The sequence below is a fragment of the Frigidibacter sp. MR17.14 genome, from assembly GCF_037095735.1.
Classification (GTDB): domain Bacteria; phylum Pseudomonadota; class Alphaproteobacteria; order Rhodobacterales; family Rhodobacteraceae; genus Frigidibacter.
On the sequence record NZ_JBAWKD010000006.1, the window covers coordinates 69,397 to 96,060 of the forward strand.

The 26,664-nt window shown below is 70.5% G+C and carries 25 protein-coding genes and 2 tRNA genes; 11 read left to right on the forward strand and 16 right to left on the reverse strand.

Going from position 1 to position 26,664, the window contains the following annotated elements:
- Positions 1–70 precede the first annotated feature (70 nt).
- Positions 71–778 carry a GntR family transcriptional regulator gene (locus tag V8J36_RS15665; RefSeq protein WP_336468252.1) on the forward strand — a complete coding sequence of 236 codons (708 nt, stop codon included), beginning with the start codon at positions 71–73 and terminating at the stop codon, positions 776–778.
- Positions 779–796: 18 nt separating this feature from the next.
- On the opposite strand, the gene V8J36_RS15670 is transcribed toward V8J36_RS15665, so the two are convergent.
- From V8J36_RS15670 to V8J36_RS15700, 7 genes are read right to left on the reverse strand one after another with little or no spacing between them, the layout of a single operon-like run.
- Positions 797–1,183: an acyl-CoA thioesterase gene (locus V8J36_RS15670; RefSeq protein ID WP_336468253.1), complete on the reverse strand. Its 387-nt coding sequence runs from the start codon at positions 1,181–1,183 to the stop codon at positions 797–799.
- A gap of 4 nt (positions 1,184–1,187) precedes the next feature.
- On the reverse strand, positions 1,188–2,027 hold the full coding sequence (locus V8J36_RS15675) for an alpha/beta hydrolase (protein ID WP_336468254.1): 840 nt from the start codon (positions 2,025–2,027) through the stop codon (positions 1,188–1,190).
- Positions 2,020–2,712: an ABC transporter ATP-binding protein gene (locus V8J36_RS15680; protein WP_336468255.1), complete on the reverse strand. Its 693-nt coding sequence runs from the start codon at positions 2,710–2,712 to the stop codon at positions 2,020–2,022. Before V8J36_RS15680 ends, V8J36_RS15675 begins: the two co-directional genes overlap by 8 nt.
- On the reverse strand, positions 2,709–3,461 hold the full coding sequence (locus tag V8J36_RS15685; RefSeq protein ID WP_336468256.1) for an ABC transporter ATP-binding protein: 753 nt from the start codon (positions 3,459–3,461) through the stop codon (positions 2,709–2,711). The genes V8J36_RS15680 and V8J36_RS15685 overlap by 4 nt, the downstream gene beginning before the upstream one ends.
- Positions 3,458–4,432, reverse strand: a complete 975-nt coding sequence (locus V8J36_RS15690) for a branched-chain amino acid ABC transporter permease (protein WP_336468257.1) — start codon at positions 4,430–4,432, stop codon at positions 3,458–3,460. The genes V8J36_RS15685 and V8J36_RS15690 overlap by 4 nt, the downstream gene beginning before the upstream one ends.
- Entirely contained in the window at positions 4,429–5,352 is a 924-nt protein-coding gene (locus V8J36_RS15695; protein WP_336468258.1) for a branched-chain amino acid ABC transporter permease, read from the reverse strand. The genes V8J36_RS15690 and V8J36_RS15695 overlap by 4 nt, the downstream gene beginning before the upstream one ends.
- 31 nt (positions 5,353–5,383) lie before the next feature.
- On the reverse strand, positions 5,384–6,550 hold the full coding sequence (locus tag V8J36_RS15700) for an ABC transporter substrate-binding protein (protein ID WP_336468259.1): 1,167 nt from the start codon (positions 6,548–6,550) through the stop codon (positions 5,384–5,386).
- A 341-nt stretch (positions 6,551–6,891) separates the two neighbouring features.
- Here V8J36_RS15700 and V8J36_RS15705 point away from each other — a divergent pair, with 341 nt between their 5' ends.
- Positions 6,892–8,172, forward strand: coding sequence for an MFS transporter (locus V8J36_RS15705; RefSeq protein ID WP_336468260.1), 1,281 nt, complete (start codon positions 6,892–6,894; stop codon positions 8,170–8,172).
- On the opposite strand, the gene V8J36_RS15710 is transcribed toward V8J36_RS15705, so the two are convergent.
- From V8J36_RS15710 to thpR, 4 genes are all read right to left on the reverse strand, one after another.
- A complete protein-coding gene (locus tag V8J36_RS15710; protein ID WP_336468261.1) occupies positions 8,169–10,211 on the reverse strand; it encodes an NAD(+) synthase in 2,043 nt (680 codons plus the stop codon). The two genes, V8J36_RS15705 and V8J36_RS15710, sit on opposite strands and share 4 nt — an antisense overlap.
- 148 nt (positions 10,212–10,359) lie before the next feature.
- Positions 10,360–12,657 carry a malto-oligosyltrehalose synthase gene (gene treY / locus V8J36_RS15715; protein ID WP_336468262.1) on the reverse strand — a complete coding sequence of 766 codons (2,298 nt, stop codon included), beginning with the start codon at positions 12,655–12,657 and terminating at the stop codon, positions 10,360–10,362.
- Positions 12,658–12,675: 18 nt separating this feature from the next.
- Complete coding sequence (gene treZ / locus V8J36_RS15720) at positions 12,676–14,454, reverse strand: malto-oligosyltrehalose trehalohydrolase (protein ID WP_336468263.1); 1,779 nt, start codon at positions 14,452–14,454, stop codon at positions 12,676–12,678.
- 116 nt (positions 14,455–14,570) lie between these two features.
- Positions 14,571–15,110: an RNA 2',3'-cyclic phosphodiesterase gene (gene thpR / locus V8J36_RS15725; protein WP_336468264.1), complete on the reverse strand. Its 540-nt coding sequence runs from the start codon at positions 15,108–15,110 to the stop codon at positions 14,571–14,573.
- A 117-nt stretch (positions 15,111–15,227) separates the two neighbouring features.
- Here thpR and V8J36_RS15730 point away from each other — a divergent pair.
- Both V8J36_RS15730 and V8J36_RS15735 read left to right on the forward strand, forming a co-directional pair.
- Positions 15,228–15,301, forward strand: a tRNA-Cys gene (locus V8J36_RS15730).
- Positions 15,302–15,346: 45 nt separating this feature from the next.
- On the forward strand, positions 15,347–15,487 hold the full coding sequence (locus V8J36_RS15735; RefSeq protein WP_336468265.1) for a hypothetical protein: 141 nt from the start codon (positions 15,347–15,349) through the stop codon (positions 15,485–15,487).
- 190 nt (positions 15,488–15,677) lie between these two features.
- Here the strand turns inward: V8J36_RS15735 and V8J36_RS15740 are convergent.
- A tRNA-Arg gene (locus V8J36_RS15740) sits at positions 15,678–15,755 on the reverse strand.
- A 387-nt stretch (positions 15,756–16,142) separates the two neighbouring features.
- Positions 16,143–17,240 carry a redox-regulated ATPase YchF gene (ychF, locus tag V8J36_RS15745; protein WP_336468266.1) on the reverse strand — a complete coding sequence of 366 codons (1,098 nt, stop codon included), beginning with the start codon at positions 17,238–17,240 and terminating at the stop codon, positions 16,143–16,145.
- Between the two features lie 136 nt (positions 17,241–17,376).
- Here ychF and V8J36_RS15750 point away from each other — a divergent pair, with 136 nt between their 5' ends.
- The 4 genes from V8J36_RS15750 (at position 17,377) to V8J36_RS15765 (ending at position 21,488) form a co-directional block, all read left to right on the forward strand.
- Entirely contained in the window at positions 17,377–17,793 is a 417-nt protein-coding gene (locus tag V8J36_RS15750; protein WP_336468267.1) for a VOC family protein, read from the forward strand.
- Positions 17,794–17,866: 73 nt separating this feature from the next.
- Complete coding sequence (locus tag V8J36_RS15755; RefSeq protein ID WP_336468268.1) at positions 17,867–19,564, forward strand: patatin-like phospholipase family protein; 1,698 nt, start codon at positions 17,867–17,869, stop codon at positions 19,562–19,564.
- Between the two features lie 236 nt (positions 19,565–19,800).
- Entirely contained in the window at positions 19,801–20,592 is a 792-nt protein-coding gene (gene trpA, locus V8J36_RS15760; protein WP_336468269.1) for a tryptophan synthase subunit alpha, read from the forward strand.
- Positions 20,593–20,618: 26 nt separating this feature from the next.
- On the forward strand, positions 20,619–21,488 hold the full coding sequence (locus V8J36_RS15765) for an urea carboxylase-associated family protein (protein ID WP_336468270.1): 870 nt from the start codon (positions 20,619–20,621) through the stop codon (positions 21,486–21,488).
- 145 nt (positions 21,489–21,633) lie between these two features.
- On the opposite strand, the gene V8J36_RS15770 is transcribed toward V8J36_RS15765, so the two are convergent.
- The 3 genes from V8J36_RS15770 to V8J36_RS15780 form a co-directional block, all read right to left on the reverse strand.
- On the reverse strand, positions 21,634–21,978 hold the full coding sequence (locus V8J36_RS15770) for a winged helix-turn-helix domain-containing protein (RefSeq protein ID WP_336468271.1): 345 nt from the start codon (positions 21,976–21,978) through the stop codon (positions 21,634–21,636).
- Between the two features lie 2 nt (positions 21,979–21,980).
- Positions 21,981–23,417: an NAD-dependent succinate-semialdehyde dehydrogenase gene (locus tag V8J36_RS15775; RefSeq protein WP_336468272.1), complete on the reverse strand. Its 1,437-nt coding sequence runs from the start codon at positions 23,415–23,417 to the stop codon at positions 21,981–21,983.
- A 126-nt stretch (positions 23,418–23,543) separates the two neighbouring features.
- Positions 23,544–24,077, reverse strand: coding sequence for a DUF2478 domain-containing protein (locus V8J36_RS15780; protein WP_336468273.1), 534 nt, complete (start codon positions 24,075–24,077; stop codon positions 23,544–23,546).
- A gap of 78 nt (positions 24,078–24,155) precedes the next feature.
- Here V8J36_RS15780 and V8J36_RS15785 point away from each other — a divergent pair, with 78 nt between their 5' ends.
- From V8J36_RS15785 to V8J36_RS15795, 3 genes are all read left to right on the forward strand, one after another.
- Positions 24,156–25,427, forward strand: a complete 1,272-nt coding sequence (locus V8J36_RS15785; RefSeq protein WP_336468274.1) for a 3-deoxy-D-manno-octulosonic acid transferase — start codon at positions 24,156–24,158, stop codon at positions 25,425–25,427.
- 201 nt (positions 25,428–25,628) lie between these two features.
- Positions 25,629–26,072, forward strand: a complete 444-nt coding sequence (locus V8J36_RS15790) for an NUDIX hydrolase (protein ID WP_442902504.1) — start codon at positions 25,629–25,631, stop codon at positions 26,070–26,072.
- 53 nt (positions 26,073–26,125) lie between these two features.
- Complete coding sequence (locus V8J36_RS15795) at positions 26,126–26,542, forward strand: DUF1178 family protein (RefSeq protein ID WP_336468276.1); 417 nt, start codon at positions 26,126–26,128, stop codon at positions 26,540–26,542.
- Positions 26,543–26,664: the final 122 nt, after the last annotated feature.

Here is a 26,664-nt window from a genome sequence, read left to right on the forward strand (position 1 = left end):
TGCGCTGGGGCGGGTAAGGTGTAATTTGTAATTACAACGCTCACACCCTTCGCAAGTTGAGTCAAGACAGATGTCGAGCCCTGCAAAATACGTCGCGGAACCAGAGGATTGGGCGCAGCCCCTTCAGCGCGAGAACCTGAGCGACCGGGCCTATCTGTCGCTGCGCGACGCGCTGATGCGTGGCCAGCTGCGGCCCGGAGAGCGGTTGCGGCTGCGCCCGGTGGCGGCCCGATTCGGGATCAGCCCGACCCCGATGCGCGAGGCGCTGCTGCGGCTGGTGGTCGAAAAGGCGCTGGCGCTGGACGCGCGCGGCACGGTGATGGTGCCGCAGCTGACGCTTGACCAGCTGCTCGAGATCCGCGCGATCCGGGTCGATCTGGAGGGCAAGGCCGCGGCGGCGGCGGCAGAGCGGGCGACGGTGGACGAGATCGCGGCGCTCGAGGCGATCCATGACCAGATCCTTTCCGCCCACGGCCAGCAGGCCTGGGGCACGGCGGTCGAGCTGAACACCCGCTTCCACCTCGACCTCTGCCGGCTGGGCGGACTGCCGATCACCTTCGAGATCGTCGAGAACCTATGGGTGCGCTGCGGCCCGATCCTGAGCCACCTCTATGACGCGGGCGTGCCCGAGGACTGGGACCCGCATCCGCATCTGCGGCTGATCCGTGCGCTGCGTGAGCGCGACCCCGACAGCGCGCGCGAGGCGATGCGGGTGGATATCGAGCATGGCGGCCACGGGCTGCTGGCCCATGTCGCCCAGAACCCGCCGGTCGAGTGATCGCGGATCAGTCGCCGATCAGTCGCGGGGGACAGGGCGCGGGCGGCCGTTCTCGTCGATGGCGACGAAGGTGAAGACGCCCTCGGTCACCTTGGCGGCCTCGGTCTCGATGCGCTTGCGGCACCAGACCTCGACCGCGATGCGGATCGAGGATGTGCCGATCTTCAAGACTTCCGTATAAACCGTCACTTCGTCGCCGACCTTCACGGGGCGGATGAAGCTCATCGCCTCGACCGCGACGGTCGAGGTCGAGCCGCGCGCGACCGCGCCGGCGGTGGCGCCGGCGGCCATGTCCATCTGCGCCATGATCCAGCCGCCGAAGACATTGCCCGACAGGTTCATGTCGGCGGGCATGGCGATGGTGCGAAGCGCCGGGCGGCGGCTGTCGGGGGGCGTGTGGGGCAAGGTCTCAGACCTCCAGAAGCGCGCGGGTCAGCGGGTGGGCCGGATCGGCCAGCCCGTCCACGACGGTGAAATGGTTGCGGTCCGGCTCTTCCACGAACGCCGTCGCCGCGCCGAGCCCGCGCCAGACCTCTGGCAGGATACGGTTCTGGCGCAGGAATTCCGAGGTCTCGCGCTGCCCCGCCCATCCGATCAGCCGCGCGCCCTCGCGCGGGGTCAGCAGCACCGGGCTTTCGGCCAGCGCCTCGGCCGCGTCGATGGCCAGCGTCGCGTTGCGCCCGATCCGGCGCAAGGGGCGCAGATCGTGCAGGCCCGAGATCGAGACGGTCATCGCGATCCGCGCGGCGACGTCGCCGGGCAGCGGCGCATCCTCGCAGAGCATCCGGGTGACCAGATGCCCCCCCGCCGAATGGCCGGTCAGCCGGATCGGGCCCGCCACCTCGGCCGCGGCGGCGGCGATGGCCGCGCCGATCTCGCGGGTGATGCCGGCGATGCGGATCGTCGGGGCCAGCGTGTAGGCCGGCATCGCCACCGCCCAGCCATGCGCCAGCGGCCCCGCCGCCAGATGCGACCAGAAGCTTTCATCAAGCCCCATCCAGAACCCGCCGTGGACATACACGACCAGCCCCTTCGCCGCGCCTTCGGGCAGGAAGAGGTCGAAGCGGTTGCGCTCTGCCGGGCCGTAGCGCAGGCCAAGCCGCGCCCGCCCCGCAGACGAGAGCGCCGCGCGCGCGGCCGCCGCGGGCTCGACCCAGAGGCCGGGCCAGCGCTCGCCCTTCGGGATGTTGCCGGCGTTGTCGTAGAGATCGCTCCAGTCGGCGACGGCGGTCAGGGTCCAGTCAGACATTCAGATAGCGTTCCTTCACCGCGGGCGTGGCCATCAGCGCGGCCGTGGTCCCGGTCCAGACGACGCGGCCGCGCTCGATCACCACGTGGCGGTCGGCGAAGCGGGCCAGCGCGTCGACGTTCTTGTCGATGACGAGGATCGCCTCGCCCTCGGCCTTCAGCCGCGCGAGACAGGCCCAGATCTCGTCGCGGATCAGCGGCGCCAGCCCCTCGGTCGCCTCGTCGAGGACGATCAGCCGCGGGTTGGTCATCAGCGCGCGGCCGATGGCCAACATCTGCTGTTCGCCCCCCGACAGCTGGTCGCCCATGTTGCGCCGCCGCTCGGCCAGACGCGGGAACAGCGCATGGACCGCGGCCAGATCCCAGCGGCCGGGGCGCGCGGTGGCCAGCAGGTTTTCCTCGACCGTCAGCGTCGGGAAGATCTGGCGTCCCTCGGGCACCAGCCCCAGCCCCGCCTTCGCGCGCAGATGCGGCGCGGCCCGGGTCATGTCCTGCCCGTTCAGCAGCACCCGCCCCGCCGTCACCGGGATCAGTCCGAAGACCGCCCGCAGTGTCGTGGTCTTGCCCATGCCGTTGCGGCCCAGAAGCGTCACTGCCTCGCCCTGCCCCACCGCGAAGTCGAGCCCGAACAGCACCCGCGCCGCGCCGTAACCGGCCTGAAGGCCTTCGACCGACAGCAGGCTCATGCCGCGTCCTCGCCAAGGTAGGCCGCGCGCACCTTCGGGTTGGCGCGGACCTGCGCGGGCGTGCCGCCGGCGATGATCTCGCCGTAGACGAGGACAGAGATCCAGTCGGCCAGCGCGAAGACCGCCGTCATGTCATGCTCGATCAGCACCATGGTCAGGCGCCGCTTCATCCGGCCGATCAGGGCAATGAGCCGCTCTGCCTCTTCGCCCGCGGTGCCGGCCAGAGGCTCGTCCAAGAGCAGCAGGCGCGGGCGGGTGGCCAGCGCGACGGCCAGTTCGAGCTGCCGCCGCTCGCCATGGCTCAGCGCGCCGGCCAGCCGATAGGCGCGGTCGTCGAGGCCCACTTCCGACAGCGCGTCCATCGCCTCGGCGGTGATCGCGCGGTCGGAGGCTGCGGGACGGAAGAACCGGAAGGACGAGCCCGCGCGCGCCTGCACCGCCAGCGCGACATTGTCGAGCGCGGTCATGCCCGGCAAGAGCGTGGTGATCTGGAAACTGCGCGCGAGGCCGCGCCCGACCCGCGCGGGCATGTCGAGCCGCGTCACGTCCTGCCCGGCGTATTCGACGCGCCCCGCATCCGGGCGCAGCTGGCCCGACAGCTGGGCGACGAGCGTGGTCTTGCCGGCGCCGTTCGGGCCGATGATCGCGTGCAGCTGGCCTTCCTGCACGGTGAAGGAGACGCCATTGGTGACCTGAAGCGCGCCATAGGCCTTGCGCAGGTCGTGGACGGCAAGAAGCGGCCCGCTCATGCCCCGGTCCTTCCGGTCAGACGGCGGATCAGCCCGGTGACGCCGCCCGGCGAATAGAGGACGACCAGCACGAGGATCAGCCCGAAACCGAGCCGCCAGTGATCCGAGAACCGCGCGAGCCCCTCTTCCAGACCGATGGTGACCAGCGCGCCGGCGATCGCGCCCGCAAGGTTGCCGATGCCGCCGAGGATCACCATGACGATCAGCTCGCCCGAGCGCTGCCAGCTCATGTAGGCGGGCGAGACGTAGAGCGCCTGATTGGCAAGAAAGACACCGGCCACGGCGCAGGTCCCGGCAGAGATCAGGTAGGCCGCAAGCTGGTAGGGCAAGGGCCGGAAGCCGATGGCCTGCATGCGCAGCGCGCTTTCGCGGGTGCCGACCAGCACCCGCCCGAAGCGCGAGCGGGTCACCGTCCACAGGCCGACGAAGGTCAGGATCAGCACCACGAGGGTGGTGTAGTAGAGCCCCGCATCGCTGGCCATCACCGGGGCGCCCAGCAGCGTCGAGCGGTGATCGAGCGCCATGCCGTCGTCGCCGCCCAGCGAAGAGAGCGAGACGAAGAAGAAATAGGCCATCTGCCCGAAGGCCAGCGTGATCATGATGAAGTAGATGCCGCGGGTGCGCAGCGAGATCGCGCCGGTGACCGCGGCGAAGGGCAGCGCCACGGCCAGCGCCGCGAGGATCTGCAGGATCAGGTCGTCGATCCCCCAGCGCATCATCACGCCCACCGCATAGGCGCCCAGCCCGAGATAGGCGGCATGGCCGAAGCTGACCAGCGCGCCGTAGCCCAGGATCAGGTCGAGCGAGAGCGCGGCAATGGCGAAGACCAGCATCCGCGTGCCGACCACGATCAGGAAGGGGTCGCCGAGCGAGACGACCACCGGCGGCAGCAGGGCCATCAGCGCAAACAGCGCGAAGGCCGCCTGCAGGCTGGGCTCGGGCCGGCGCTGAAGCGAAGAGAGCACGCTCATTTCACGACCGCCTTGCCGAAAAGCCCGGCGGGGCGCCAGGACAGGACCGCGGCCATCAGCAGGTAGACCAGCATCGGTGCCAGCGTGCGCCCGGCCTGCGCGGCGGCGGCGGGGTCCATGATCGCCTTCAGCCAGATCGGCCCGAAGATCCGCCCGACGGTGTCGATGATCCCCACCAGCAGCGCGCCGACGAAGGCGCCGCGGATCGAGCCGACGCCGCCGATGACGATCACCACGAAGGTCAGGATCAGGATCTGGTCGCCCATCCCCGGATCGACCGACAGGATCGGCGACACGAGCGCGCCCGCGAAGCCCGCCAGCATCGCCCCGAAGGCGAAGACCACCAGGAACAGCCGCCCGATGTCGACGCCCAGCGCCGAGACCATCGCCCGGTTCGAGGCGCCGGCGCGCAGCAGCATGCCTGCGCGGGTGCGCGCGATCAGCCACCACAGCCCCGCCGCCACCACCAGCCCCGCGACGATCACCGCCACGCGGTAGACCGGGTAGCGCATCGGCCCGATCAGCGGGATCGAGGCCGAGAGCGCCTCGGGCATCGCCACGCTGAGGGGGGCGGCGCCCCAGAGGATCTTCACGCCCTCGGACAGCATCAGCACCAGCCCGAAGGTCGCCAGCACCTGGTCGAGATGCGGCCGGTCGTAAAGCTTGCGGAACACCGTCACCTCGAGCACGAGGCCCAGCGCCAGCGTGGCGGGCAGGCTGAGCGCGAGGCCCAGCCAGAAGCTGCCGGTCAGGGCCGCGAACATCGCCATCAGATAGGCGCCCACCATGTAGAGCACGCCGTGGGCGAGGTTGATGAAGTCCATGATCCCGAAGACCAGCGTCAGGCCGGCCGCCACGAGGAAGAGCAGGATCCCGAACTGTGCGCCGTTCAGAAGCTGAAGAAGGAAAAGGCTGGTCATTCGAAAATACGGGGGGCCGAAGCCCCGCCGGTCACTTCATCGGGCATTCGCCGACATAGGCATCCGCATAGTCGGCGAAGACCTTTTCCACCACCGAGGTCTGGAAGACGCCGTCGTCGCGCTTCACCGCCTTGGTCAGGTAGAAATCCTGAATCGGGAAGTGGTTCGACGAGAAGGCGAACTTGCCGCGCAGGCTCTGGAACTCAGCGGCCTTGAGGGCGGCGCGCAGCGCGGCCTTGTCCTCGGTGTTGCCCACCGTCTTCACCGCGCTGTCGATCAGCATCATCGCGTCATAGCCGCCGACGGCGTAAAGCGAGGGCACGCGGCCGTAGGCATCTTCGAAGGCCTTCACGAACTCGGCGTTGCCCGGCGCGTCGAGATCGGGCGCCCAGTTCGAGCCGGTCAGCATCCCCAGCGCCGCGTCCTTCTCGGCCGGCAGCGTGGTCTCGTCGACGGTGAAGGCCGACATCAGCGGGATGTTCGACAGCCCCGCCTGCGCCCATTGCTTCACGAGATTCACGCCCATGCCGCCCGGCATGAAGGCATAGACCGCCGCGGGCTGGGTGGCCGCGACCTGCGCAAGCTCGGCCGAGAAGTCGAGCTGGCCAAGCGGCACGTAAAGCTCGCCCGCGACCTCGCCCTTGAACTGCTGCTTGAAGCCGTTGAGGCTGTCCTTCCCGGCCTGATAGTTCGGCGCCATGATGAAGGCGTTCGCGACGCCCTGCTTGTTCATCGACTCGGCCAGCACCTTCGGCATCTGGTCGTTCTGGTAGCTCACGACGAAGATGTTCTCGTTGCAGTCCTTGCCCGCGAAGGTCGAGGGGCCGGCGTTCGGCGACAGCAGGAACGCGCCTGCCGAGGTCACCGGGCCCGCGATCGCACCCATCACGTTCGAGAAGATCGGGCCGATCACGAAATCGGCGCCCTGCGCCTCGACCAGCTCGCGCGCCTTCTGGGCGGCGACATCGGGCTTGCCCTCGGCATCGACGACGATGATCTCGGCGTCGAGCCCGCCCACCTTGTTGCCCAGCGCCTTGGCCGCCAGCAGCGCACCGTCGCGGGCATGCTCGCCCAGCACCGCCGGCGGGCCGGACAGCGTGACCAGCACGCCGATCTTCACCGGCTCGGCCTGCGCCATCAGCGGCGCGGCAGAGACCGAGGCAAACAGAAGGCCCACATGGGCGAGGTTCCGAAACATGGCAGTGTCCCTGTCGTTGTCCGGTCTGCGCCGGCAATTCGTTCACTTCGGATTTTGACCCCGAAACCGGCCCCCGGTGCAATCCGCTTTCTTGCATCGCAGCAGCGCCGCGGCCTGCGCGCAACGTCGGGGCGCGCCGCGAAGTTTGCTGCATTGACAACGATCCCCGCGCGGCGCTAGCGGGGGCCCATGTCCCGCGCCCGCCCGCCGGACCGCTCTGCCCTGCCGGCCCGCCCGGCACAGCCCCGAACGGCCTTGCCGGCGCCCGCGTTCCCTGCCCTGCACCGCCCGCCGCCTTGCGAACCGCCCCCACCCGAACGCCCCCTGCGAAAGTCGCGCCGATGTCCGATCCGAAAGCCGAAGCCGGTGTGCGCAGCGCCGCCGACGAGGGCCGCCCCCTGCCCCAGCCCGAGATCGACCCGCGCGTCCTGCACAACCGCAACTACCTGAACTTCATCGCCTCGCGCACCTGCTCGTCGCTCAGCTTCCAGTCGATCGCGGTGGCGCTTGGCTGGATGATGTATGACCGTACCCAGTCGGCCTACATGCTGGGGCTGGTCGGGCTGTTCCAGTTCCTGCCGATGCTGCTTCTGACCTTCGCCGTGGGCACCGTCGCCGACCGCTTCGACCGCCGCCGCATCGGGCTGGTCTGCCAGTGGATCGAGGCCGCGACCGTCGCTGGCCTTGGCTTTCTGGTCTGGCACGGCGCGATCACGCCCACGCTGATCCTTGCCGCGGTGACGGTGCTGGGCGCCGCGCAGGCCTTCGAGCGGCCGACCATGGCCTCGCTTCTGCCCGGGATCGTCGGCCCCTCGATGATCCAGCGCGCCATCGCCACCTCGACCTCGTTCATGCAGACCGCGCTGATCGTCGGGCCGTCGCTGGGCGGCATCCTTTACGGCTTCGGCGAGGTGGTGCCCTTCTGCGTGGCCACCCTGCTGTTCCTGATCGCGGGGGCGAACATCGTCAGCATCCGGCTGGTGACCAAGCCCACTGCGCGGCCGCCGGTCACGCTGGCCTCGGTCTTTGCAGGCGTCGCCTTCATCCGCTCGCGCCCGGCGATCCTTGGCACGATCTCGCTCGACCTCTTCGCGGTGCTGCTGGGGGGCGCGACGGCGCTGTTGCCGATCTTCGCCAGCGACATCCTGAAGGCCGGCCCGATCGGGCTGGGCCTCTTGCGCGCGGCCCCGGCGACGGGGGCGCTGCTGATGTCGTTCTGGCTGGCCCGCAACCCGATCACGTCCCGCGCGGGGCGCAAGATGTTCATCGCGGTGGGCATCTTCGGGCTGGCGACGATCCTCTTCGCGCTTTCGACCAACGTGGCGCTGTCGATCGCGGCGCTGCTGGTCGTCGGCGCCTCGGACACGATCAGCGTCGTCGTGCGCTCATCGCTTGTGCAGATCATGACGCCCGACGACATGCGCGGGCGGGTGAACGCCGTCAATTCGCTGTTCATCGGCACCTCGAACCAGCTGGGCGAGTTCGAAAGCGGGATGCTCGCCGGGCTGATCGGCCCGGTCGCGACCGGGGTGATCGGCGGGATCGGCACCATCGCGGTGGTGCTGATCTGGATGCGGATCTTCCCCGACCTGCGCCGGGTCGAGCGGCTGGACGGGACCTAACGCTCGGGCACCGTCGCCAGCTCGTCCAGCCAGACGCGCGCGACGGAATCCGAGGGCGCGCGCCAGTCGCCGCGCGGAGACAGCGATCCGCCGGCCGAGACCTTGGGACCGTTCGGGATAGCCGAACGCTTGAACTGCGAGAAGCCGAAGAAGCGGTTCAGGAACACGCCCAGCCACTTGCGGATCTCGGGCAGCTCGTAGGCCTGCTTCTTCGCTTGCGGAAAATTCGCAGGCCAGGCGCCGATGCCGCCCTCGCCCCAGGCCTGCTCGGCCAGATAGGCGATCTTCGCCGGACCCATCCCCTGCCGCAGCACGTGCCACAGGAAGAAATCGTGCAGCGCATAGGGGCCGATCTTCGATTCCGTGGATTGCAGCGCCTCGCCCGGGACCAGCTCGGGCGAGATCTCGGTGTTCAGGATCGCCTCGAGCACCTCGCCGGTCGAAGGGTCGACCTCGCCCGCGCGGACGGTCCAGCGGATCAGATACTGGATCAGCGTCTTCGGCACGCCCGCGTTCACGGCGTAATGGCTCATCTGGTCGCCGACGCCGTAGGTGCACCAGCCCAGCGCCAGTTCCGACAGGTCGCCGGTGCCGATCACGAAGCCCTCGCGCTGGTTGGCGAGGCGGAAGAGGTAGTCGGTGCGCAGGCCCGCCTGCACGTTCTCGAAGGTCACGTCATAGACCGGTTCGCCGTCCGAGAACGGGTGGTTCATGTCCGCAAGCATCTGGCGGGCGGCGGGGCGGATGTCGAGCTCTTCGGCCGTCACCCCCATCGCGCGCATCAGCGCCCAGGCGTTCGCCTTGGTCTCGTCGCCGGTGGCGAAGCCCGGCATGGTGAAGGCGAGGATGCGGCTGCGCGGCAGGCCCAGCGCGTCGCAGACCTTGGCGGCGACGATCAGCGCGTGGGTGCTGTCGAGCCCGCCCGAGACGCCGATCACCATGGTCTTCAGCCCGGTCGATTCAAAGCGGCGACGCAGACCGTCGACCTGGATGTTGAAGGCCTCGTAACAGTCCTGGTCGAGGTGGCTTTCCCGCGCCGGCACGAAGGGGAAGCGTCGGATCGGGCGCTTCAGCGCGCCCTCGTCGGGCGAAAGCGGGTGCGAAAAGGCGATCTCTCGGAAGCCCGGGCGCGGCTTCGCGGTGGCGGCGTCGTTGAAGGTGCCGGTGCGCATCCGCTCCTGCAGGATCCGGCCAAGGTCGACATCGGCCAGCGCCTGCGGCGAAGGCCGCGCGAAACGGGCGCTTTCGGCCAGAAGATCGCCCAGTTCGTAGATCGCGCCCTGCCCGTCCCAGGCGAGATCTGTGGTGCTTTCCCCCGCCCCGGCGGCGGCATAGGCATAGGCCGCGACCGCGCGCATCGACTGCGACTGGCAGAGCAGGTGGCGTTCCGCCGCCTTGCCGATGACGATGTTCGAGGCGGACAGATTGGCCAGCACCGTGGCGCCCGCCAGCGCCGCGGCGGTCGAGGGCGGCTCTGGCGCCCAGAAATCCTCGCAGATCTCGACATGCAGCGCGAAGCCGGGAAGCTCGTCGGCGCGGAAGATCAGGTTGGTGCCGAAGGGCAGGTCGGCGCCGTTCAGGCGGATCGTGCCCGTGGTGTCGCGGCCATGGGCGAACCAGCGCTTTTCATAGAACTCGCGGTAGTTCGGCAGGAAGCTTTTCGGCACCACGCCAAGCACCTGCCCCCGCGCGATCACCACGGCGCAGTTGTAAAGCCGGCCCTCGCGGCGCAGCGGTGCGCCCACGAGGATCACCGGCTTCAGCCCCGCGCCCTCGGCCGCGAGGGTGGCGATGGCGCGTTCGACCGCGGCCAGCAGCGCGTCCTGCATCAGGAGGTCGTCGATGGCGTAGGAGGACAGGCCGAGTTCCGGGCAGATCAGCAGGTCCGCCCCCGCGGCATCGGCCCGGCGCCACTCTTCAAGCGTCTTGCCGGTGTTGAAGGGCACGTCGGCAGGCCGGACTCCGGGCGCGCAGGTGGCCAGCCGCAGGAAGCCGTGGCGGTGGCGGGCGCGGAAGGGCAGCGAAGGAAGCTCGGTCATCGGGGCGGTCCGGCCGTTGGGGTCTGTGCGATCTTTCCCCCAGAATGGCGGCGGAATGAAGTCCTTAACTGGCCGGGGAAGACGGGGGGCGCTGCCCCCCGGCCCTTGCGGGCCTCCCCCCCGGGATATTTGGACCAATGCGAAAGGGTCAGGCCATTGCGGTCTGCGGGGCCCGGAGGGTGATCGCCTCGTCGAGCGGGTGCGCGAGGTCGATCGCGATCTCGATCGCGCCGAGGCCCGCGCCGCGGCGCAGGGTCCAGCGGCCGGGGCCGTCGTCGGTCAGGGCGAAGGCGCCGGTCAGGAAGGTCGCGGGCTGGGTCGCGCGCAGCGCCATCATCTGGCCCAGAAGCCGGGACTTGGCCCGCGCCAGACCCTGCTTGGGGCCCTCGAGCGCCGCGAGCGCGACGGGCAGGCGGTTGTCGGGATCGGTGAGGCCGAAGGCGCCAAGCTCGGTGCCACGATAGAGGTCGGGCAGACCCGGCATCGCGAGCTTCAGCGCAAGCTGCGCCAGCGACAGCGTCTCGCCGAGGGCCGCGATCCGCAAAAGCGCCACCGGCGGCTCTTCGGCCCAGTCGGCGATCAGCGCGCGGGCGCAGGCAAGGACCGGCGCCTCGGCCGCGGCATCGGGATAGGGCCAGAACGTGACCTGCTTGGCCTCGCGCATCGCCTTTTCCATGTGACCGGCGAGACGGTCCGCAAGGTCGCCGCGACCGTCCTCCCAGATCGCGACGGCGCTTTGCGCCAGATACCACAGGGTGGCGCGGTCGATCCCCTCGGCCTCGGGCCGGGCGCGCAGGCCGCGGTAGAGGGCGAAGAATTCCTCGGGCAGGTGGCCGAGGGCCACGAGGCGCATCCGTGCATCCTCGGACCGCTTGGTGTCATGCGACGAGGTCAGCGTCAGCGCCGCCGGCCAGAGCGCCAGACGTTCGGCGCAGAGGGCGGCGAAGGCCTCGGTCGAAAGGCAGGGCGCGTCGGGTTCGGCGCCGACCTCGTTGGCGGCGAGATAGGGGGTGTGGCGGAAGCCCGCGGTGTCCTCGAGCGATTTCGCGATCAGTGCGCCCGAGACCTGCTGGAAGCGGCAGGCAAGGCGGCAGGCCTGCGCGCTGTCGCCCGCGGCCATCGCCGCGCCCAGCGCCCGCAGCACCCGGTCGCTGCGCAGCCCCGCCGCGGCATCGTCCATCACCTGCGACCAGAGCGCCAGATCCTCGGCCCGGGCCGGACCGGCGGCGAAATAGGTGCGGTAGCGCGGCACCGCGAGCAGCAGCGCCAGCACCGCCTCGCGCAGCGCCTCGGGCCCCGCCTCGAGATGCGGCATCGCCGTCACCACCTCTTGCGCGAGATGGCCGAGCTGCACAAGTTCGGCCGAGAGGTCGCGGCGGATCACCTCGTTCTTCGCGGCGATCAGCGCGTCGTGGAAACTGCCCTCGTCGCCGGTCTCGCGCCGCCACAGCTCGGTCAGCCGTGCGACGCCCGCCGGATCTGCCAGCAGCCCCGCGATCGCGCGACCGGCCTCGTAACCGGTGGTGCCGGCCACCGGCCAGTCCGGGTCCAGCGCCTCGTCCCCCGACAGGATCTTCTCGACCCAGACCGGGCAGCCCGGCAGGCGGGTCGTCAGCCGCTCGAGATAGGCGGCAGGATCGGCGAGCCCGTCGATGTGATCGACCCGCAGCCCCTGCACCAGCCCCGCGCCTACCAGATCGAAGATCAGCGCATGCATGTCCTCGAACACCGCCCGGTCCTCGACCCGCATCCCGATCAGCGAGGTGACGTTGAAGAACCGCCGGTGGGTGATCGCGTCGCGTTCCATCTCCCAATGCGCCAGCCGCCAGGGCTGGCGGGCCAGCAGGTCGCGCAAGGTGTCGGCAGAGAGAGGACCCACGGGCGGCACGTCCCCGGGCCCGCCTTGGGGCGCGAGCGGCACCGACAGCCCTGCAAGGCGCAGCACCGGCCCGTCGGCCTCGGCCGCGATCTCGGGCGCCTCGTCCTCAAGCACCGTTTCAAGGGGTGCGCCCAGCATCGGCAGCAACAGCGGGCGCGACCAGTCGATGTCGAAATGCCCGGCATAGCGGCTGGCCTGCCCGTGGCGCAGCACGTCGCGCAGCCAGGGGTTCTCGAACCCGAAGGCGGTGTGGTTCGGCACGATGTCGAGGATCACGCCGATCCCCTGCCCCGCCGCGGCCCGCGCCAGTCGCTCGAACCCCGCGCGCCCGCCCAGCGCCGGGTCGATCTGATCGGGCCGGGTCACGTCATAGCCGTGGGTCGAGCCAGACTGGGCGGTGAAGATCGGCGAGAGATAGAGGTGGCTGACCCCGAGCCCGGCGAGATAGGGCAGCCAGCGCTCGGCTTCGGCGAAGTCGACGCCGTCACGCAGCTGCAGCCGGTAGGTCGCGGTGGCATGGGTCAGCGCGGCGGGAAGACGGGGATTGGCGGTGGCTTCGGCGATCATCGGGTCCTCCGGCACTGGTCAAGAATGGGTGGGTCGGATGCGGCAGTCGAGCGCGAAAGCGTCCGCGCCGTAGCGTCCAAGTCGGAAATCGCAGTTGTCCCAGGGGACCGCGGCCTCGGGCGGCGTCCCGAGACTTGCGCGGATCTGCAGGCTGCCAGCGGCGAAGTCCCAGCACGCCTCGACCGCTTTCGACCCCGTCGCCAGCACCTCCGGCACGCCGGTGCGGCCCGAGGCGATCAGCGGCAGGATGGCGCGTGCCCTGAGCGCCAGCAGCTCGCGCGTCAGGGCCAGCCAGTCGGCAGCACGGGCGGGATCGCCGCGATAGGGGCGCGACATCTCGAAGGTCTCGACCGCGATCGGGTCCGGCACCTCGCCGCCGAAGCCCTTGAATTTCGCGAATTCCGCGGCGCGGCCCTTGCGGGTGGCCGAGGCGAGCGGCTCCGGGAAATCGGCGAAGAAGCAGAAGGGCGCGGTCTCGCCGGCCTCTTCGCCCATGAAAAGCATCGGCACGAAGGGGGCGAGCAGCAGCAGCGCATGGGCGGTGCGCGCGGCCTCTTCCCCCGCCAGTGCGATCAGCCGGTCGCCGCGGGCGCGGTTGCCGATCTGGTCATGGGTCTGGTTGGCATTGACGAAGGCGGTGACCGGCAGATGCGCCGAAGGTTCGCCCCGCGCCTCGGCGCCCGCTGGGCGCGGCTGGCCCTGGTCGACCTGCCCCTCGGCCAGCGCGCGGATCAGATCCCCCAGCGGATCGACGGCGAAGGGGGCGTAATAGCCCTCGTCCTCGCCAGTCAGCAGGCAGTGCAGCGCGTGATGGTAGTCGTCGTTCCATTGCGCATCGAAGCCGCCCGCCTGGGGATCGGTCAGGCCGGCAAGGTTGCGCTCGTCCTCGAGGATCAGCCAGACCTCGCGCCCGCCGCCGGCGCTGCGCGCGGTCAGCGCGACCTCGTCCAGCACGTGACGGGCCGAGGCGTCGACGATCTGGTGGGCCGCGTCGATGCGCAGCCCGTCGATGCGATAGTCGCGGACCCACATCGCGACGTTCGACAGCACGAAGTCGCGCACCTCGGGCCGCTCGAAGGCGATGCCCGCGCCCCAGGGGGTGTGGCGGTCCGCATCGAAGAAGGCGGGCGCGATCTCGTGCAGATAGGCGCCATCGGGGCCGAAGTGGTTGTAGACCACGTCGAGGATCACGGCGATCCCCACCGCATGGGCCGCGGCAACGAAGGCGGCCATCTCGGCGGGCGTGCCGTAGGCGGGATGCGGGGCAAAGGGCAGCACGCCGTCATAGCCCCAGCCGCGGTCGCCGGTGAACTGTCCGACCGGCATCAGCTCGACCGCGGTGATGCCCAGCGCGGCCAGTCCCGGCAGGCGCTTCGCCGCGGCGGCGAAAGTGCCCTCGGGCGTGAAGAGCCCGAGATGCAGCTCGAGGATCACCGCCTCGGACCAAGGGCGGCCATGCCATTGCGCCTCGGACGCGGGCCAGTCGAAGCGGGTATCGACAAGGCGCGAGGCCGCATGGACATCGCCCGCCTGCGCCCGTGCGGCCGGGTCGGGGCGCGGTCCGTCGCCAAGGTCGAAGGCATAGGTGTCGCCAGCTTCGGCGGGCGCATCCAGCGTGAACCCGCCCCGCCCGTCTGCAATCATCGCCAGGGCGCGGCCCTGCAGCAGCAGCGCGGCCCGGTCATGCCCGGGCGCCCAGAGCTCGAAGCGCCAGCGCCTGTCGCCGATCGGCACAGCGCCCCAGACCCGCGTAGGCGCGGCGACAGCAGGCGAACTCTGGCGGTCTGACAGGTCCATGACGTCTCGATGTCGAGGGGATGCAAGGTCAGAACCAGCGAAACCCCGGACGGTTCCTGCACCGCAGCAAAAAGCCGCGATCCCCGGCACTTGGCGCGGGACGCTCGGGTGGATGCTCAGGAAAGCGGCAGAACCAGCGGATAGTCCTGAAGACGCTCGTAGCGCGCGCCGTCGGCGTGCAGCCAGGACCGGAACAGGCCGAAGCTGCGGGCTGCGACAGGCGGCGGCGACAGGCCGATGTTCGCGGCCACGATCCGGTCGAGCGCCGGCCCGCCCCGCAGCCCGCGCGCCAGGGTGATATGCGGGCGGAAGCGGCGGCGGGGCAGGATGAGCCCTGCCCCGGCGAGGCGGCTGCCGAGGCGATCCTGCAGACCAAGCAGCCCGGGCTCCGGCGCGACGACCGCGTGCAGCGACAGCCGGCCCCGCGCTCCGTAACTGCCAAGCCCCTGCAGCCGCAGCCACACCGGCCCCGCCTGCAGGGCTTCGGCCGCCCAGGCGGCTTCCTCGGCCCTGGGTTCGTCGAGTTCGCCAAGGAAATGAAGGGTCAGGTGCAGGTCCTCCTCACCCAGCGCGTGGCCGCCGGGAAGCACTTCGGCAAGCCCGGCCAGCTGCGCGGCGAGACCCGGAGGAAGGCACAGGGCGAAAAAGAGGCGCATGGCCCGAAGCTAGATCGGGTCGCGCGCGGGGGAAAGGGCGGTTCCGCTGCGCGGGCCCCTCGGCGGGCCTTGCGGCGGCGGCCGGCTTGGTCTAAATCCCCCTCACCTCAAGCGGACGGCGGGTTGGCGGAGAGGTTACGCAGCGGATTGCAAATCCGTGAAGACCGGTTCGATTCCGGTACCCGCCTCCAACACTTTCCCGATTTCGGCTCGCCCCTCCCAATGTTCTTCCCAAGATGGCGTTCCTGCGCCAATTGGCGGACGGCCGATCCGTTCCTTTCCTGCGCAACGTTCAGTCCTCTGCGGTGATTTCTGCGGTGCTGCACTTTCATGAACGCGCCTTGTCGCGCCATCGGTTCGAGCGCAATGGCGATTGATGCGGGTCTGGACCTCTGCGATCTGCCGATCCGAGTCGCGGGAGCCGATGCGCTCGCCGAAGGCTTGAAACAATTCATCCGCATCTCGGCCCGACTTCGGACGTGCTAGCCGACCATACGTTTCCGGTTGGTTCGTCCAACGCGTCGTGTTTGGCGCAGCATGAAGTTTCGGACGCACAGGAATGAGAGGTGGCGAGCCGTGGAGGACTCGAACCCCCGACCTGAGAATTAGAAGTTCCCTGCTCTAATCCAGCTGAGCTAACGGCCCTCACCGCCGTTGGCTGTATCGTCGCGGCTTGGGACAAGTCAACTCCGGTTCGGCCTCGCGCGAGGCTCGAGAGACCGGGCAAGTTTGGCTGCCTTGACGCGGTGACCAACCGCAGGGTCCGCTGAGCGATAGCGGAACATGGCGGATGGGTGCAGTCGTCCGGCGGACCTGGTTCAGCCGGCCACGACCGGGCCGTTCCCCTGTCGCGCGCGATACTCCGGCTGGCGCCGACGACCCGAACACGCTCGCGCGCGCAAGATCGATCGGCAGATCGACACCGGGAACTCGCGCGATCCGCGGGCGCGGGCAGCGCCTGCCACCCTGCCCTGCTGCCCCATGGGCCCTCGGGCCGTGCGTCACGGCCGGAGGGCGAGACGATGGCGGGGTTCAGGCGTTGAACAGGAAGTGCAGGACGTCGCCGTCCTTGACCTCGTAGGTCTTGCCCTCGACGCGGAACTTGCCGGCCTCGCGGGCGCCCGCCTCGCCGTTGCCGGCGACGTAGTCGGCGTAGCCGACGGTTTCCGCGCGGATGAAGCCCTTCTCGAAGTCCCCGTGGATCACGCCCGCGGCCTGCGGCGCCAGCGTGCCCTTGTGGATCGTCCAGGCGCGGGCCTCTTTCGGGCCGACGGTGAAATAGGTCTGCAGCCCCAGCAGGTCGTAGCCCGCGCGGATCAGCCGGTCGAGCCCGGCCTCGTCGAGCCCCATCTCCTCAAGGAACATCGCCTGTTCTTCGGCGTCGAGCTGGCTGATCTCTTCCTCGATCCGGGCCGAGATCACCACCGTCGCCGCGCCCTGCTCTGCCGCCATCTTCGCGACCCGCTCGGATTGCGAATTGCCCTTCGCGGCCGAGGCTTCCTCGACGTTGCAGACGTAGAGGACCGGCTTCGCGGTCAGAAGCTGCAGCATGTCCCAGGCGCGACGGTCATCCTCGGCCACGGCCACGGTGCGGGCGGGCTTGCCGCCCTCGAGCACCGCCAGCGCGACGCGCAGCAGCCGGTCCTGATCGACCGCCTCCTTGTCGCCGCCCTTGAGCTTGCGCGCGAGGTTCGCCAGCCGCCGCTCGATCGATTCCATGTCGGCGATCATCAGCTCGGTCTCGATCGTCTCGGCATCCGCGATCGGATCGACGCGGCCCTCGACATGGGTGATGTCGCCATCCTCGAAGCAGCGCAGGACATGGGCGATCGCATCCGTCTCGCGGATGTTCGCGAGGAACTGGTTGCCGAGGCCCTCGCCCTTGCTCGCGCCCTTCACGAGGCCGGCGATGTCGACGAAGGTGATCCGCGTCGGGATGATCTGCTTCGAGCCGGCGATCGCGGCCAGCTTGTCCAGCCGCGGGTCGGGCACGGCCACGTCGCCGACGTTCGGCTCGATCGTGCAGAACGGGAAGTTGGCGGCCTGCGCCGCCGCGGTGCGGGTCAGCGCGTTGAAGAGGGTGGACTTGCCGACGTTCGGCAGCCCGACGATGCCCATGCGAAAGCCCATGCTTCCCTCCGGTTCGCGGTGAAATCAAAGTTCCGGGGGCTTTTAGGCAAAGGCCCGCGCGGGCGCAAGCGACGGGCTCGTCGCCGGGGGCGAGTTGCGGTATGTTTATATCAACGCAAATCCCGTGGAGGACGGCATGAGCTTCGATCCCTACCTGCATTTCCAGGGCACCTGCGCCGAGGCGATGGAGTTATATCGCGACTGGTTCGGTGGCACGTTGACCGTCATGCGCTATGCCGATGCACCGCCCGGCGCCGCGCCGGTGCCGGAAGGGGCGGCGGGAGATCTGGTGATGCATGCCGCGCTGGAACTGGACGGGCGGGTGCTGATGGCCTCGGACTTCCCGCCGGGCTGGGGCGAGGCACAGAAGGCGGTGACGATCTCGCACGCGGTGACGGATCCGACGGCGGCCGAGACGCTGTTCGCGCGGATGCTGGCCGAGGGGGGCGAGGTGATCATGCCCTTCGCGGCCACATTCTTCTCGCCCGGGTTCGGCATGCTGCGCGACCGCTTCGGGACGCATTGGATGATCCTGGTGCCGCAGGCGGGCTGAGACGTCGAAACAATTGCAGCGTGCGCCCGCTCAGGTAGACTCACGCCGTTGTGGGCAATGTATTGGTGCGATCATGGGAACGAGTGACAAGAGCCTGCCGCCGGATGAAATGTGGCCGCCCGGCGGGCCGAGGCCGGTCAACGTGGCGCTGGCCTGCCAGGGCGGCGGGGCGCAGACGGCCTTCACCGCGGGCGCGCTGAGCCTGCTGCTGGAGCGGGTCAAAGACGGCGACACGCGGTTCCGCATCGTCGGGCTCAGCGGCACCTCGGGCGGGGCGATCTGCGCCGCGCTCACCTGGCGCGACCTGCTGCTGGGCGTTCCCGAGGGCGGCAGCAGCGTCGAGCGGTTCTGGAAGACCGGTTACCCCGCGGGCAACGCGGCCTTCGGCGGCGGCAGCCTGACCGAAGACTGGCTGCGCCTGTGGCAGGGCGGGCATGTCTTCGGGCAGAACACGGCCGCGTCCCTGCGCAACTGGAGCGCCGCCGCTGCGGCGTGGATGACCGACCTCGCCTGGGTCGCGACGCCGTTCCAGCCGGAGGTCGGGCTGAAGGCAGGCTATTGGAAGCAGCTTTTCGACACGATCGACGCAACGGTGCCGGGACAGATGGCCGATCAGATCGCCGACCTGATGCGTCCGGCCTTCGTCCATGCCGCCGCGCGCCCCGAACTCAGGCCACTGGCGACGTTCTGGGCAGAGCTTCTGGACCTGTCGCCGCTGCACAGCCGCAGCCTTTTGTCCGAGACCGCCCCGCCGCTCGCCCGGCGCGACTTCGACGTGCTCGACGCCTTTCGCGCGGTCCTCGCGCAACATCTGGATAAGGACACATTAGAGCGACTTGGCCTCGAGATCTCCGGGCGCGACCACAGCGGACACTTCGTGCCGGAGCTGCTGATCGGGGCCGCCGATGCGGTCTCGGCGACGGTGCAGGGCGCAGGCAGCGAGCCGTCCGACGCACCCGACGTGGCTGCCGCCAAGGCGCGCACCCGCGCGCTGTCGGAGCCCGGTGCACCGCACCGCTGGGCCGGCGCGACCAATTACCGGATCTTCCGCGGCTCGGAACGGCTCGACGACCTGCTGGACTGCCTGCTGGCCAGCGCCGCGATCCCCGAGGTGATGCGCGGGGTGGCAATGGACGGCACCGTGATGTGGGACGGTCTCTATGCGGGAAACCCGCCGATCTCAGACCTGCCGGACGTCCAGTCAGAGCCGGGCAGCCGGCCGACGCGTCCCGAACTCGCTCGCGACACACGTCAATCCGACGACCCCGACGAGATCTGGGTGATCCGCATCAACCCGATGCGCATCCCCCCGGGCAAGGCCGGCCATGTGCTGTCGGACGCTGCGGAAATCGCGGACCGGCGCAACGAGCTGTCGGGCAACCTGCCGATGTTGCAGGAGATCCAGCAGGTGATGCGGATCGGCGGCGTGACCCGCAACGCGGGGAAGCCGGACGCGCGCTACTATCGCCCGGTGGCCTTCGGTTTCATCGACATGTCCGAAGACCTTGCCAGCACGCTCGACCACCCGTCGAAGATGAACACCTCTGCCTCCCAGATCGCGGCGCTGTTCGCAGACGGGCAGGCGCAGATGGCCGCCTTCCTGACCCGCTGGCAAACTGGCGTCGCGCGCCAGACCCAACCTGTTCAGCCCCAGCCGATCCCGGCCCAGCCGATCCCGGCCCAGCCCGTCGCGGCCCAACCCGACCCGGCGTCCGTCGCGCCCCCGTCCCCGGCAGCGCCCGGGAATGGGCCGCGGCAGGCGCCCACCTAGGCGCGACCGGCGCGCGGCCGGCCCGCACATCGGCGCTGCCGGCGCCGTGGCTGCCCCTCCGTGTCGGACCGTCGCCGGAGTGGTGGCGCCGGACCGGCAGCCATGGGGCCGACGGATACCGGTGCAGGCGGGGGCCGCACGGCCGGTCAGGTCGGGTTCCGCCCCCGCGCCGCCGCATCCGGCATTGATTTTCTTCCGGCGAGCGGGCATCACCCGCACGTTCAAGGAGACTGCCAATGACCCGGATCGACGACACCTTCGCGCGGCTCAAACAGGAAGGCCGCAAGGGCTTCGTCGCCTATCTGATGGCGGGCGATCCGGACATCGAGACCTCGCTGGCCGTCATGAAGGGGATGCCGGCCGCCGGCGTCGACGTGATCGAACTTGGCATGCCCTTCACCGATCCGATGGCCGACGGCCCGACGATCCAGCTCGCCGGGCAGCGCGCGCTGGAAGGCGGGCAGACGCTGGCCAAGACGCTCGACATGGTGCGCGCCTTCCGGGCCGGGAACGACACCACGCCGATCGTGATGATGGGCTACTACAACCCGATCTATTCGCACGGCGTCGACGCCTTCGTGGCCGAAGCGAAGGCAGCCGGGATCGACGGGCTGATCGTCGTCGACCTGCCGCCCGAGGAAGACAGCGAGCTGTGCCTGCCCGCGCAGGCCGCCGGGCTGAACTTCATCCGCCTCGCGACGCCCACCACCGACGCACGCCGCCTGCCGGTGGTGCTGCAGAACACCTCGGGCTTCGTCTACTACGTCTCGATCACCGGGATCACCGGCTCTGCCGTGGCACAGACGGGCGATGTGGCCCCCGAGGTCGCCCGCATCAAGGCCGCGACCGACCTGCCGGTGGTGGTGGGCTTCGGCATCAACACCCCCGAACAGGCCGAGGCCATCGCCGGCATCGCCGATGGCGCGGTCGTAGGCTCTGCCATCGTCAAGCTGATCGGCGCGCGCCGCCCGGTGGACGAGATCCTGTCGACCATCGCCGGCCTCGCCGCCGGCGCCCACCGCGCCTGACGCTGGCCCCCCGGAAGGAGACGTCGATGAAGCCCGCAGCCCTCACCGACGCTCCAGCCGACGCCGCGACGCGCCGGGCCATCGCCCCGGTCGTCTGCTACCCGGTCGAGACACTGCCCCGCCCCGACCTCGCCGCCTATCGCGCCCTGCGCCCGGGCCTCGTCCCGGTGGCCGAGGTGATCGTGCCCCCGCGCGAGGCCGCCTGTTTCGAGGTTCCGGCGGGCCACGTCTTCCGCATCCATTCGATCGAGGGGCCGCAGGTCGGCGACCTGAACCTGTGGAACGCCGAGAACCTCGACGAGGCCTTCTTCTCGGGCAAGACGCGGGCGCTGAACGGCACCCATGTCGGGCTTGGCGACCAGCTCTGGTCGAAGCTGCCCTGGCTGCGGCCGATGGCGACAATCATTCATGACACGCTCGACTGGTACGGGTTCGACGCTTTCGGCGGCGCCTGCCATGACGTGATCGGCACCCGCTGCGATCCCTATACCCATGCGCTGCTGTCAGACGGCGGCCAGTACCACCACTGCTGCCATTCGAACCTCGTGCGCGCGCTGGCCGCCCATCGCGGCCTGCCGCTGGCCGAGGCCGAGATGCGGGTCCACGACGTGCTCAATGTCTTCATGTGCACTGGCTTCCTGCGCGAGACGGGGCAGTATTTCATGAAGGCGAGCCCGGTGCGTCCGGGCGACTACCTGGAGCTTTTCGCCGAGATCCCGCTTCTGGGCGCGCTTTCGGCCTGCCCGGGCGGCGACTGTTCCAACACGCATTCTTCGGATGCCGCGGCCTGCCACCCGCTGCGGGTCGAGATCCTGCGCCCCGAGGCCCCGCCCGCCGGCTGGACCCCGCCCGAGCCCGCCCCCTACGACCGCAGCCACGGCCTGAACCGCGGCTGACGCGTCCGGCCGGAAAGCGGATCGCTCCGGCCGAGGGCGCAGGCGACCAGTCCGAAGCGTCCGCCCTTCGACCCGGCCCGCACGGCGGGGCGTCCCGCCCGACGGTCGGCGCCGCCCTCGCCATGCGATTGTCCCGCCCCGCGGGTCAGGGCTTCAGGCGCGCGGCGATCGCGGCGATCTCGGGGGCGCCCGTTTCGGCGACCTTGGCCGCCAGCCGCGTGTAGTCGGCCAGCACGGCCGCGCCCTCGTCGGTCAGGCGCGCGCCGCCCCCCTTCGGGCCGCCGCGCGTGCTTTCGACCAGCGGCCGGGCGAAATCGGCGTTCATCGCCTCGACCAGCCCCCAGGCGCGCTTATAGCTCATCCCCATACGCTTGCCCGCAGCAGAGATCGAGCCCTCTTCGGCGATCCCGCGCAACAGGTCCGCCTTACCGGGCCCGAAGCGCTGATCGCGGCCGAAGAAGAGCCGCAGCAGGAACCGCGGCTCGTCCATGCTCAGCGGGTCCGTGTCACGAAGCGGGTGTCGAGATAGGCCTCGATCGCCTCGGACCCGCCCTCGGTGCCGTAGCCCGAATCCTTGATGCCGCCGAAGGGCACCTCGGGCAGTGCGAGGCCGAGGTGGTTGATCGAGGTCATGCCCGCCTCGACCTCGTAGGTCATACGGTCCGCGGCCTCGGCCGAGCCGGTCCAGCCATAGGCGGCAAGGCCGAAGGGCAGCCGGTTCGCCTCGGCGATCGCCGCGTCGAGCGAGGTGAAGCGGTTGATCACCGCGACCGGGCCGAAGGGCTCGTCATTCATGATCCGCGCCGCGACCGGCACGTCGGCCAGCACCGTCGGTTCGAAGAACCAGCCCTTGTTGCCGATGCGCTTGCCGCCGGTGGTCAGCCGCGCGCCATGGTCGACGGCGTCATTGATCAGCCCTTCCAGCGCCGGGATCCGGCGATCATTTGCCAGGGGGCCCATGCCGCTTTCGGGGTCGAGGCCCGGGCCGACCTTGATCGCCTTCGCGGCCTCGGTGAAACCGTCGATGAAGCGGTCGGCCACGGCATCCTCGATCAGGAAGCGGGTGGGCGAGACGCAGACCTGGCCTGCGTTGCGGAACTTGTGCGCGGCCATCGTGGCGATCGCCTTGTCGATGTCGGCATCGGCGGTGACGATCACCGGGGCATGGCCGCCCAGCTCCATCGTCGCGCGCTTCATGTGCTGGCCGGCCATGCCCGCCAGAAGCTTGCCGACCGGGGTCGAGCCGGTGAAGGTCACCTTGCGGATCACCGAGCTCTTGATCAGGTATTCCGAGATTTCGGCCGGCACGCCGTAGACGAGGCCGATCACGCCCGCGGGCACGCCCGCATCGACGAAGCAGCGGATCATCTCGGCCGGCGAGGCCGGGGTTTCCTCGGGCGCCTTGACGATGATCGAGCAGCCCGCGGCCAGCGCCGCCGACAGCTTGCGCACCACCTGGTTGATCGGGAAGTTCCAGGGCGTGAAGGCGGCGACCGGGCCCACCGGCAGCTTGATCGTCATCTGGGTGATGCCGGGGGCACGGGCCGGGATCACTTGGCCATAGGTGCGCCGCGCCTCTTCCGCGAACCACTCGATGGTGTCGGCCGCGCCCAGCGTCTCCATCTTCGACTGGCCGAGCGGCTTGCCCTGCTCGCGCGTCATCATCCAGGCGATGTCGTCGACGCGGGCGCGCAGCAGCTCGGCCGCCTTGCGCATGATTTTCGAGCGGTCATAGGCGCCCATCGCCGACCAGGTGGCGAAGCCGCGTTCCGCCGCGGCCAGGGCGGCGTCCAGATCCTCGGTCCCGGCCCAGGCGATGGTGCCGATCTGCTCCTCGGTCGCGGGGTCGAGCACCGGCAGCGTGCGGCCGGCCTTCGCCGGGCCCCAGGTGCCGTCGATGAGAAGCTGGACGTCAGGATAGCTGGGCATGGTCTGGTCCTTCGCGGAATGTCTCGCCGGTCTGTGCGGCGCGGTCGCGCGCAACCCTAGCGGCCACGCCGGGAAGGGCCAGCGGAAAACGTGCGGCCACACCCATCCGGGCGCCCCGACGGCGCGTCAGGCCGCCGTTGCCATCGCGCGCGCCCACCAGTCGCCCAGTGCGGTGGCATCCGCCGGCAGGTCCTGCGCCAGATCGCCGGCATAGGCCGCGAAGGCGGGCTCCAGCTTCGGCGCCAGACCGCAGATCACCGGCACCCCTACCTCGAGCGCCCGGGCGATCAGGCCCGCGAAACCGCGGCCCTCTGCCTCGAGCTTGCCGAAACGGTTGACGATGACCAGATCGGCGCCCCCTTCGGCAAAGGCAGCCTCGATCCCCGCCACGGCCTGCTCCAGCGCATGGGCGTCCAGCCGGCAGCCCTCGGCCGCGGGTCCCAGATCCTGCGAGATGCAGATCTGGCGCCCCTCGGGCAGCAGGCGCAGCGCCATCTCGTCGGCGCAACTGCCGCCCGGACGGCTCTGCACCGCGCCGATCACCTGCCGCCCCTCGGCGGCCAGCGCCTCGGCCAGCCGCACCAGCGCCGCATCCGCCACGCCCTCGCCCCCGGTCCTGATCACGCCCAGCCGCATCGCGCCCTCCATCGTCGCGGCCATTGCGACCGACGGGCGGCGCGCTGTCAATGCCGCGGATTTCCCGTTGCAACCGGGCCGGGCCTTGCCGATACCGCGGGGATGATCCTGTACCGCGTCCTTCTGACCCTCGTCATGCCCGCGCTTCTGGTGCGGCTCGCGCTGCGCCGGCTGCGCGGCACGGAAGACGCGCGCGATGCGGCCGAGCGGCTGGGCGTGGGCCCGAAGACGCCCGGTGGCCCGGTGCTCTGGCTGCATGGCGCCTCGAACGGCGAGCTGGCCTCGGCCCGCGCGCTGGCCGAGGCGCTGCTGGACGCCCGGCCCGACCTGACGATGGTGGTGACCGCGAACACGATGACGGGCCGAGCGCTGGCCCGCCGCTGGGCGCTGCCGCGCTGCCTGCCGGCGCTGGCGCCGCTGGACCTGCGCCTGTTCACCGGACGCTTCCTCGCCCGCGTCAAACCGGCGCTGCTGGTGGTGATCGAGAACGAGTTCTGGCCGAACCGGCTGGAGATGGCCCGCGCCCGCGGCCTGCCGGTGGTGGCCGCCGGCGCGCGGATGTCCGCGCGCACCGCCGCCGGCTGGGCGCGCTTTCCCGCGCTGTCGCGCCGGCTGATGCGGGCGATCACGCTGCTGTCGCCGCAGGACCGCGCCTCGGCCACGCGTTTCGTGGCGCTGGGATTGCCCGAGGACCGCGTCGGGCCGGTGCTGAACCTGAAGGCCGCCGTCGCGCTGCGGGTGCCGGAGGCCGAACGCGTGCGCCTTGCCCCTGCCCTGCCCCGCGACCGCACGCTGCTGGCGGCCTCGACCCACGAAGGCGAAGAGGCGGTGGTGCTGCGCGCCTTCGCGGCCTTGCACTCCGAGGACCCGGAGCGCCGGCTGATCCTTGCCCCCCGCCACCCCCGGCGAGCGGACGAGATCGCCCGCATGATCGCCGCGGCCGGGCTGGGCCATGTCCGCCGCAGCACCGGAGACGGGCTGCCCGACGCCGCGCATCCGGTGCTGCTGGCCGACACGATGGGAGAGATGGGCCTGTGGTATGCGCTGGCGGGCACCAGCTTCGTCGGCGGCTCGCTGGTGCCGAAGGGCGGGCACACGCCCTATGAGCCGGCGGGCCTCGGCTCGGCGATCCTGACCGGACCGCATGTCGCGAACGCGGCCGAGGCCTTCGCGGCCCTGATCGCCGCCGGCGCCGCGCGCGAGGTCGGCGATGCTGACAGCCTTGCCGCGGCGGTCCGGGCGCTCGATCCCGCCGCGCAGGCCGCGCAGGCCGCACGCGCCCGTGCGGCACTGGCCGCCACCACCGGGGCCGCCGCCCGTGCGGCCCTTGTCGGCGACATCCTCGCGCTGCTGCCCGCGCGCCGCGATCGCTGACATTTCCCTGCCGCAATTTTATGCAATCGTCGCTTGTGCGACAGGCCGGGCGCGCGCTTTACTTGGTTATCGGGCCCCGCGCCCTACACTGACAGGAGAATAAGGCGAGTGGGGCAACCCGCCGGATGGACAGGGCAGGTGACAGCAATGCAGATGCAGATCGCGACCCCGGCGGGCAGCCCCCTTGGCGGCACCTTGGGCATGGCAGACGCCGAGACGCTGCGCGAGCAGGTCGGTGCGCTCTGCTATCGCAGCCATCGCGGCAAGGTCGAGATCCTGCTGATCACCAGCCGCGACACCGGTCGCTGGGTGATCCCCAAGGGCGGACCCATGACCGGCCTGGGCCTGCCGGAATCCGCCGCAGAGGAAGCCTGGGAAGAGGCCGGCGTCGTCGGCGCGATCCGGACCGAGGCGCTGGGAAGCTTCGCTTACCCCAAGCGCATGCGCCGCACCGCCCCGGTGCCCTGCCGGGTCGCGGTGTTCCCGCTGCGGGTCGAGCGGCTGGCGGAACGCTTCCCGGAAAAGGGCCAGCGCCGCCGCAAGTGGTTCAGCCCCGCGAAGGCTGCGGGCAAGGTCGACGAGCCAGAGCTCGCACGTCTCATCGCCGATTTCGTCCCGCCGGGGGCCGGGCTCGCCACGGCTTGATTTCCGTCGCAGAAGCGTTACGTCGATCCGGTCACTCCTCCCGGCGCATTGCGATGATCCGCTACAGCCTCCACTGCGATCAAGGCCATGACTTCGACAGCTGGTTCGCCTCGGCCGAGGCGTTCGACCGGCTGGCCGCCTCTGGCCATCTCGCCTGCGCGATCTGTGGCGGCAGCCGCGTGACCAAGGCGCTGATGGCGCCGTCGGTGGCCAAGTCCGAGCCGGAGCGTCCGCTCAGCCAGCCCGCCTCGCCGGCCGAGGCCGCGATGGCCGAACTGCGCAAGCGGATCGAGGAAAACTCGGATTACGTCGGCCTGAACTTCGCCGCCGAGGCCCGCGCCATGCACGAGGGCGACAGCCCCGAGCGCGCGATCTGGGGCGAGGCCAAGCCCGAGGACGCCCGCCAGCTGATCGAAGACGGCATCCCCGTCGCCCCCCTGCCCTTCCTGCCGCCGCGCAAGACGAACTGACCGTCGGGCGGGCCCCCAAGCGCGGGGGGGGTCCCAGTGGTGCGCCATCGGTCCGGGAACCGATGGCAACGGGGGGGCCCGCGGCTCCCCCGACGCTGTTTTGGCCAAAGCTCTCCGCAAGC

What these genes read in the sequence shown, in the direction of transcription:
- V8J36_RS15785 (WP_336468274.1), top strand. Translation starts at nt 24,156, where the DNA reads ATGATCCTGTACCGCGTCCTTCTGACCCTCGTCATGCCCGCGCTTCTG.
- V8J36_RS15755 (WP_336468268.1), top strand. Translation starts at nt 17,867, where the DNA reads ATGGGAACGAGTGACAAGAGCCTGCCGCCGGATGAAATGTGGCCGCCC.
- V8J36_RS15685 (WP_336468256.1), bottom strand. Translation starts at nt 3,461, where the DNA reads ATGAGCGGGCCGCTTCTTGCCGTCCACGACCTGCGCAAGGCCTATGGC.
- V8J36_RS15710 (WP_336468261.1), bottom strand. Translation starts at nt 10,211, where the DNA reads ATGACCGAGCTTCCTTCGCTGCCCTTCCGCGCCCGCCACCGCCACGGC.
- V8J36_RS15680 (WP_336468255.1), bottom strand. Translation starts at nt 2,712, where the DNA reads ATGAGCCTGCTGTCGGTCGAAGGCCTTCAGGCCGGTTACGGCGCGGCG.
- V8J36_RS15665 (WP_336468252.1), top strand. Translation starts at nt 71, where the DNA reads ATGTCGAGCCCTGCAAAATACGTCGCGGAACCAGAGGATTGGGCGCAG.
- V8J36_RS15690 (WP_336468257.1), bottom strand. Translation starts at nt 4,432, where the DNA reads ATGAGCGTGCTCTCTTCGCTTCAGCGCCGGCCCGAGCCCAGCCTGCAG.
- treY (WP_336468262.1), bottom strand. Translation starts at nt 12,657, where the DNA reads ATGATCGCCGAAGCCACCGCCAATCCCCGTCTTCCCGCCGCGCTGACC.
- V8J36_RS15780 (WP_336468273.1), bottom strand. Translation starts at nt 24,077, where the DNA reads ATGGCCGCGACGATGGAGGGCGCGATGCGGCTGGGCGTGATCAGGACC.
- V8J36_RS15775 (WP_336468272.1), bottom strand. Translation starts at nt 23,417, where the DNA reads ATGCCCAGCTATCCTGACGTCCAGCTTCTCATCGACGGCACCTGGGGC.
- V8J36_RS15765 (WP_336468270.1), top strand. Translation starts at nt 20,619, where the DNA reads ATGAAGCCCGCAGCCCTCACCGACGCTCCAGCCGACGCCGCGACGCGC.
- V8J36_RS15770 (WP_336468271.1), bottom strand. Translation starts at nt 21,978, where the DNA reads ATGGACGAGCCGCGGTTCCTGCTGCGGCTCTTCTTCGGCCGCGATCAG.
- V8J36_RS15695 (WP_336468258.1), bottom strand. Translation starts at nt 5,352, where the DNA reads ATGACCAGCCTTTTCCTTCTTCAGCTTCTGAACGGCGCACAGTTCGGG.
- V8J36_RS15705 (WP_336468260.1), top strand. Translation starts at nt 6,892, where the DNA reads ATGTCCGATCCGAAAGCCGAAGCCGGTGTGCGCAGCGCCGCCGACGAG.
- treZ (WP_336468263.1), bottom strand. Translation starts at nt 14,454, where the DNA reads ATGGACCTGTCAGACCGCCAGAGTTCGCCTGCTGTCGCCGCGCCTACG.
- thpR (WP_336468264.1), bottom strand. Translation starts at nt 15,110, where the DNA reads ATGCGCCTCTTTTTCGCCCTGTGCCTTCCTCCGGGTCTCGCCGCGCAG.
- trpA (WP_336468269.1), top strand. Translation starts at nt 19,801, where the DNA reads ATGACCCGGATCGACGACACCTTCGCGCGGCTCAAACAGGAAGGCCGC.
- V8J36_RS15675 (WP_336468254.1), bottom strand. Translation starts at nt 2,027, where the DNA reads ATGTCTGACTGGACCCTGACCGCCGTCGCCGACTGGAGCGATCTCTAC.
- V8J36_RS15700 (WP_336468259.1), bottom strand. Translation starts at nt 6,550, where the DNA reads ATGTTTCGGAACCTCGCCCATGTGGGCCTTCTGTTTGCCTCGGTCTCT.
- V8J36_RS15735 (WP_336468265.1), top strand. Translation starts at nt 15,347, where the DNA reads ATGGCGTTCCTGCGCCAATTGGCGGACGGCCGATCCGTTCCTTTCCTG.
- V8J36_RS15750 (WP_336468267.1), top strand. Translation starts at nt 17,377, where the DNA reads ATGAGCTTCGATCCCTACCTGCATTTCCAGGGCACCTGCGCCGAGGCG.
- ychF (WP_336468266.1), bottom strand. Translation starts at nt 17,240, where the DNA reads ATGGGCTTTCGCATGGGCATCGTCGGGCTGCCGAACGTCGGCAAGTCC.
- V8J36_RS15795 (WP_336468276.1), top strand. Translation starts at nt 26,126, where the DNA reads ATGATCCGCTACAGCCTCCACTGCGATCAAGGCCATGACTTCGACAGC.
- V8J36_RS15790 (WP_442902504.1), top strand. Translation starts at nt 25,629, where the DNA reads ATGGCAGACGCCGAGACGCTGCGCGAGCAGGTCGGTGCGCTCTGCTAT.